At 72.1% G+C, this 6,651-nt stretch carries 6 protein-coding genes; 2 read left to right on the forward strand and 4 right to left on the reverse strand.

The annotated features are described in order from the left end of the window. A partial coding sequence (gspD, locus tag ABDW35_RS29005; protein ID WP_343717328.1) for a type II secretion system secretin GspD occupies positions 1–2,020 on the forward strand: 2,020 nt, incomplete at its 5' end. A 1-nt stretch (position 2,021) separates the two neighbouring features. Further along, positions 2,022–2,759, forward strand: a complete 738-nt coding sequence (locus ABDW35_RS29010; protein WP_343717329.1) for an A24 family peptidase — start codon at positions 2,022–2,024, stop codon at positions 2,757–2,759. Between the two features lie 156 nt (positions 2,760–2,915). Here ABDW35_RS29010 and ABDW35_RS29015 read toward each other — a convergent pair whose 3' ends face one another. From ABDW35_RS29015 to ABDW35_RS29030, 4 genes are read right to left on the reverse strand one after another with little or no spacing between them, the layout of a single operon-like run. After that, the gene (locus tag ABDW35_RS29015) at positions 2,916–4,715 is read right to left on the reverse strand and encodes a copper resistance protein CopC (protein ID WP_343717330.1); all 1,800 of its coding nucleotides are present in this window, start codon (positions 4,713–4,715) and stop codon (positions 2,916–2,918) included. After that, entirely contained in the window at positions 4,715–5,230 is a 516-nt protein-coding gene (locus ABDW35_RS29020; RefSeq protein ID WP_343717331.1) for a YcnI family protein, read from the reverse strand. Before ABDW35_RS29020 ends, ABDW35_RS29015 begins: the two co-directional genes overlap by 1 nt. Before the next feature lie 54 nt (positions 5,231–5,284). Continuing rightward, on the reverse strand, positions 5,285–5,893 hold the full coding sequence (locus ABDW35_RS29025; RefSeq protein ID WP_343717332.1) for an SCO family protein: 609 nt from the start codon (positions 5,891–5,893) through the stop codon (positions 5,285–5,287). Position 5,894: 1 nt separating this feature from the next. After that, entirely contained in the window at positions 5,895–6,380 is a 486-nt protein-coding gene (locus tag ABDW35_RS29030) for a copper chaperone PCu(A)C (protein WP_343717333.1), read from the reverse strand. Between the last annotated feature and the right edge of the window lie 271 nt (positions 6,381–6,651).

Consider the following 6,651-nt stretch of genomic DNA (forward strand, 5'->3'; position numbering starts at 1 on the left):
CGGCTACCAGGTCAATTTCAACAATGCCGACCTGGCCCAGGTGGTGCAGGCGGTGCTGGGCGACCTGCTGCATCAGCCCTACAGCATCGACCCGCGGGTCACCGGCACGGTGACGCTGTCGACCCAGGGGCCGATCAAGCCGAACGACCTGGTCGCCATGCTGGAAACCGCGCTGCGCTCCTCCGGTGCCGCGCTGGTGCAGGACGACCGGGCCGGCTACCGGATCGTGCCGCTGGGCGAGGCCGTGTCCGGCCGCACCGTGCTGCAGCTCGGCAACGATCCGAAGCCGCTGCCGGCCGGCTACGGCATCACCATCATCCCGCTGCGCAACGTCTCGGCCGAGACCATCGGCCCGCTGATCGCCCCGGCGGTCAACCCGGAGCTGGTGCGGATCGATTCGACCCGCAACCTGGTGCTGATCTCCGGCACCAGCGCCGACCGGTCGGCGCTGGGCGCCACCGTCGAGTCCTTCGACGTCGACTGGCTGCGCGGCATGTCGTCGGGAATCTTCCCGCTGCAGCAGGCGCAGCCCGAGGCGGTGATCAAGGAGCTCAGCGCCGTCTTCGGCGGCGCGCCCGACCGCGGCCCGCTCAAGGGCCTGATCAACTTCATGCCGGTGGAGCGGCTGAACGCCGTGCTGGTGGTCTCCTCCCGCGTCGACAAGCTCAACGAGGCCGGCCGCTGGATCAAGCGGCTGGACCAGGGCGATTCCGACGAGGAGCGGGTCTACGTCTACATGGTGCAGAACGGCACCGCGGCGAACATGGCGCGGGTGCTGGGCCAGGCCTTCGGCAAGGTCGACCAGGCCGGCGCCTCGCCCTTCGACGACGAACTCGGCTCCGATGTCGCCCGCGGCCTCGGGGTTTCGAGCAGCAGCAGCGCCGGCACCGACCAGGCCAACGCCTCCGGCACGACGGGCACGACCAACGGCACCGGCCAGACCGGATCGGGACAGCCGGGCTCGGGCACCAATTCGCAATTCGCGCCGATCGACTTCAACGCCCAGCAGAAGGACGGCGACGCCTCGATCCTCGGCCTCGCGGGCGCCCAGGCCGGCAAGGCGGCGGTGTTCAAGCTCGACAAGCTGGGCGAAGTGCGGGTGGTCCCGGACCGGGACAAGAACGCGCTGCTGATCCGTGCCCGGCCGGCGGCGTTCCGGCTGATCGAATCGGCGCTGCGTGCGATCGACGCCAGCCCGCTGCAGGTGGTGATCGAGGCGACGATCGCCGAGGTGACGCTGAACGACCGGCTGCAATACGGCGTCCAATACTATCTCGAAACCGGCTTCGGCTCCGCCGGCTTCACCACGCGCCCGGCCGGCAGCTCGCCGTCCGGATCGCTTGCCACCCCGATCCCGCAGGCCGGCTCCGGCCTCAACCTGGCGATCGCCACCGGCGGCGCCCGGGTCGTCCTCAACGCCCTGTCCTCGATCACCAATGTCAGGGTGGTCTCGGCCCCGACCCTGGCGGTGCTGAACAACCAGACAGCGCGGCTGCAGGTCGGCAACCAGGTGCCGGTGCGGACGCAGCAGAGCCAGTCGACCGACACCAACGGGTCGCCGGTGATCAGCAACATCGAATACAAGGACACCGGCGTGATCCTGAAGGTGACGCCGCGGATCAACTCCAACAACGACGTCAGCATGGACGTGCAGCAGGAGGTGTCGAGCATCGTCAACGACGCCGCCTCCACCCAGGCCGACGCGCTGGCGCCGACGATCTCGACCCGCCGCATCGGCTCGATCGTCTCGGTCGCCAACGGCCAGACCGTGGTGCTGGGCGGGCTGATCCAGGACAGCCAGACGAACGGCCGCGGCGGCGTGCCGGTGCTGCAGGACATCCCGCTGCTCGGCAACCTGTTCTCCTCGACCAACAACAGCCGCGACCGGACCGAGCTGGTGGTCTTCATCACCCCGCGGGTGATCCGCAATGCCGCCGACGCCCAGGCGATCGCGGAGGAGCTGCGCTCGCGCATGGAGGCGCTGCGGCCGCGCACCACCACCCGGCCGCGCCAGCTGTGACGTGACGCTGGGGCAGATCGGGCTGGTCCTCGTCTCGCCGATCATCGGCAGCTTCCTCGCCGCCGCGGCGCACCGCCTGCCGGACGATGCCCGCGGCCTGCTGGTCGGCCGTTCGCGCTGCGACCATTGCCGGCAGCCGCTGGCGCTGCGCGATCTGGTGCCGGTGCTCAGCTGGGTCGCCCTGCGCGGCCGCTGCCGCATGTGCGGCGGCACGATCGACCCGGCCCATACGGTGATCGAGCTGGCGGCGATCGCCATCGCGTTGCTAGCGCTCGCGGCCGGCGACCCGGCGCTGATGCCCGGCACCTGCCTGCTCGGCTGGTGGCTGCTGCTGCTCGGCGCCATCGACCGCCGCACCGGGCTGCTGCCGGATATGCTGACCCTGCCCCTGATCCTGGCCGGCCTGCTGGCGGCGTTGCTGGAGTCTTCCGGTCCGTCCTGGCCGGACCGGGCGATCGGCGCCGCGGTCGGCTGGCTGCTCTTCGCCGGCCTGGCCTTCGCCTATCGCCGGCTGCGCGGGCGCGATGGCCTCGGCCTCGGCGATGCCAAGCTGCTGGCGGCCGGCGGCGCCTGGCTCGGCTGGCAGGCGCTGCCCTGGGTGTTGCTGATCGGCGCCGGCGCGGCGCTGGTGGCCGTGCTGGTTACGTCCCGCGGAGACGTCTCCCGGCACACGGCCATCGCCTTCGGCCCCTGGCTGGCCCTCGGCATCTGGATGATGCGGCTGATCGGGCCGGTCTGATACGCCTCGTCATCGTCATCCCGGGCGCGGCGCAGCACGAAGTGGTGCGTCGCAGAACCGGGATCTCGTCCAGGGCCGAGCCGAGATCCCGTGTCTGCGCAGCGGTACTCCGCACCGCAGCGCGCACGGGATGACGATCGGTTCGGCACGCCGCCTCTAAGGCCGGATGTCGATCACGTCCTCGAGCTTCGCGATCTCGAAATCCGAGATCAGCACGTCGACCCGCACGGTCCAGCGGCCGGGCACGGGGATGACGAGGTCGTCGACCCGCCAGGTGCCGTCGCCCGGCTTCACCGCCTTGCGTCGGATCGGCTCGATCCCGGCGGCCGGGTTGGACAGCACCAGCGCGACCTCCTTCGCGTCCAGGGGGCCGAAATCGCCGGTCAGCACGACGATCGAGGCCGAGACCGGGCCGGCGCGGCCGGGGGTGATGGTCAGGTCGGCCATCGCCGGGGCGGTGTGGATGTGGATCGAGGCCGGCTGGGCCGCGGCCTCCGCCAGCGCGCGCGGCGGCGGGGTGAAGCGCCAGGTCGCGGCCGCGGCGAAGATCGCCAGCACCAGCGCCGACTCGATCGCGACCGAGCGGGCGAGGTGCCGGGTGGCCCGGGCATCGCCGGCCTCCGCCGGGGCGGTCAGGCGCCACCGGTTCAGCGCGGCCAGGCCGAACAGCGCCAGCAGCAGCGCCAGCTTGACCAGCAGCACCCGGCCGTAATCGGTGGTCCACAGCGCCGAGACTTGGCCGAGCTGGACCACGGCCAGCAGGATGCCGGCCGCCGCCAGCGGCAGGATCGCGATCGGGATGAGGGCGGAGAAGCGCCGCAGCGCGGCCGTGGCGGCCGGCCCGCCGGCGCGCAGCAGCAGCCCCAGCGGCAGCAGGGCCCCGGCCCAGAAGGCGATGCCGACCGCATGCAGGAACACCGCCGGCCGGGTCAGGATCTGCGGCGCGGCGGCGCTGGCATGGCCGCTGGCGGCCAGGGCGGTGCCGGTCGCGGCCAGGGCCAGCAGGCTGATCGCGGCCGAGCCCCGGCCGCGCCGCAGGGCCAGCGCCAGCAGGCCGAGGACCAGGGCGACCGCGGCCAGGGCGGCGGTCACGCCGTAGCTGGTGCCCCAGCCGGTGGTCCAGGCGATGCGCCGGCCGATGCCCGCCAGGGTCATCTTCAGGGCGTCCAGCCCCTGCAGCCCGACCGAGAGCGGCGCGGCCGCGAGCCCCAGCAGCATCAGCGCGGCGGCGGTGCGGGCAGCGCCGCGCGGCAGGGGGCCGACGACGGCGCGGAACGCCGCGGCGCCGACACCGAAGAACAGGGCGGCATAGATCGCGATCCGGGCCAGCCAAATCGCAGCCTCGACCGGGCGGTCGGCGATGTCGGCCGCCTGGGGCGGCGGCCCGGCGCCGGGCTCGCCGATCGAGAACACGACCGAGCCGCCGACCGGGTGACCGTCCTCCGACACCACGCGCCAGCTCAGCACGTGGGTGCCGCGGCCGAGGCCGGCCGGCGCCGGGATGACGAGCGTCGCATCCTCCAGCCGCGCATCGCCCAGCGTAACGGCCGTGCCGTCCGGCCGGACCAGCCGCAGCACCAGCGGCGACACCGGCTCGTTGAAGGTCAGGCGGAAGCTGTCCGGCGCCGCGCCGATCACCGCATTCTCCGCCGGCTCCGCCCGCAGGAGAGAGGCATGGCCCCAGGCGGCCTGGGGGGCGAGGAGAGCGAGGAGAAGAAGCAGCCAGGCGAAAGCCCCGGCCTGGGCCTTGCCCTTTATTGTCCCCCCTCCCCTTGCGGGAGGGGGGTAGGGGGAGGGGGTTCGGGCCGCTGGAGCCGATCCCTGGTGTCGGAGCAAATACCCAAACACTCCAGGCATCGCAGGTCGGCGCCCTTCGATCGACAACCCCCTCCCCCTAGCCCCCTCCCGCAAGGGGAGGGGGGACTGACTTATTGGGTTGCCTGAGTGAAGCACCATCACTTCTTCGGCAGCAGCTTGATGCCCGGCGCCGGGGTCTCGTAGTCGTCGGAATCCTTGCCCTCGGCCGGGATCTCGATCCAGCGGTCGGTCCCGGTCTCGCAATCCTGCACCACCGGGAAGTACAGGTGCTTGCCCGGCGTCAGCCCGGCGGTCAGGTAGCTGCGGAACACGAACTCGTCATAGAACTCGTCCGGCAGCTTGCCGCCGCTCCACACCACCTCCTTCACCCCCTCGCTGGTCGGGGTGCCGTAATAGTCGTAGGAGGCGGCGTATTTGCCCTTCACCGTCTCCAGGGTCCAGCCGGGCTTCGGCATCGGCTTGACCGCGATCACCCCCTCGGGGATCTGGACGCGGATCCGGACTGTGGGCGAGCCGTCGCAGCCATGGGGTACGCGCAGCACGGCCTTGTAGGTGCCGCCGACCGGCGCTTCCTGGGTTTCCAGGGTGATGTGGGCGAAGGCCGGGGTGGCAATGCCGGCCAGCACCAGGGCGGGGAAAATGGATTTCAGCATGGCGGGTCTCCGCGTCGCCGGCGCGGCCGGCGACGGTCGAAAGGGATCGGGAAATCAGGCGTCGGCGGCGAGCAGGCGGCGCAGCGCGACCAGCCGCTCCGGCTCGGGCGTGCCATAGGCGATGATGTCGTGGAACCGGCCCTCGGCATCCATCAGGTACACCATGGCCGAATGGTCCATGGTGTAGTCGCCATCGGTGGTCGGAACCTTGCGCCAGTACACGCGGTAGGATTTCGCCACGGCGGCGATCTCCTCCGGCGTGCCGGTCAGCCCGGTGATGCGATGGTCGAAGGACTGCAGGTACTCCCGCAGCATCTCCGGCCGGTCGCGCTCCGGGTCCACGGTCACGAACAGCACGCGCAGCCGGTCGCCGTCGGGTCCCAGCGCGGCCAGGGCCTGCGACATCTCCCACAGCGTGGTCGGGCAGATCTCCGGGCAATGGGTGAAGCCGAAGAACACGGCGAAGGGCCGGCCCTTCAGGTCGGCGTCGGTCAGCGTCGCCCCGGTCTGGTCGGTCAGGCGGAACGGGCCGCCCGGCTCGGTCCCGAGCGCCACGACCCGGCCGGTGGCCGGATCCTTGGAATAGACCAGCAGGAAGCCGGCGGCGCCCACCAGGATGGCGGTGACGGCCAGCAGCACTGGCACCAGGATGCGGGCGCGCATCTCAATGCCCCGTCCCCGCACCGGTCGCGCCGATCGGCGCGACCTCGAAGGTCACGGCGATGGTGCCGGCCTTCTCGAAGGTCATGGTGCCGGCGAAGCTCTCCCCCGCCTTCAGCGGCCGCTTCAGATCCATCATCATCAGGTGGAAGCCGCCGGGCGCCAGCGCCGCGGTGCCGTTGGCCGGTACGGGCACGCCGCCTTCGACCGGCCGCATGGTCATGACGCCGTCCTTAATGCCCATCTGGTGGATCTCGACGCGGCCGGCGACCTCGGCGGTGACCGAGACCAGCCGATCGGGCTCGGCCCCGTCATTGCGGATCTCGGCATAGCCGCCGCCGACCTTGGCGGCGGGGGGCGTGGCCCGGGCCCAGGGATGGACCACCTCGATCGGGCCGGATTTGAATTCGTGCGCGGTCGCCGGGCCGACGGCCAGAAGCGCCAGGGCGGCGGCGACAGCGGCGGTGCGCAGATGCGCGAACAGGGACATGGGGAGTGCTCCAGGCTGGCCGGGCGGCGCGCCTCTGGCGCCAAGCTCCGGCCGTGAACCGACAGGGCCCGCCGTCGCGGCAGGCCCGGCTTGGATCACGCCTGGACGGGCGGGGCTCTCGGATTGGCCGGCGACCGCTGCGGCGCGGTGGCGACGGAGGCCGGCGGCAGGGGCGCGGGCTCGCTGCGGCCGGCCAGATGCGGCACCAGCAGCACCGCGACGAAGCCCGGCACCGGGACACCGCCGAACATGGCGCAGCCGGTGGTGCAGC

It is taken from the genome of Inquilinus sp. (assembly GCF_039594555.1).
Taxonomy (GTDB): domain Bacteria; phylum Pseudomonadota; class Alphaproteobacteria; order DSM-16000; family Inquilinaceae; genus Inquilinus.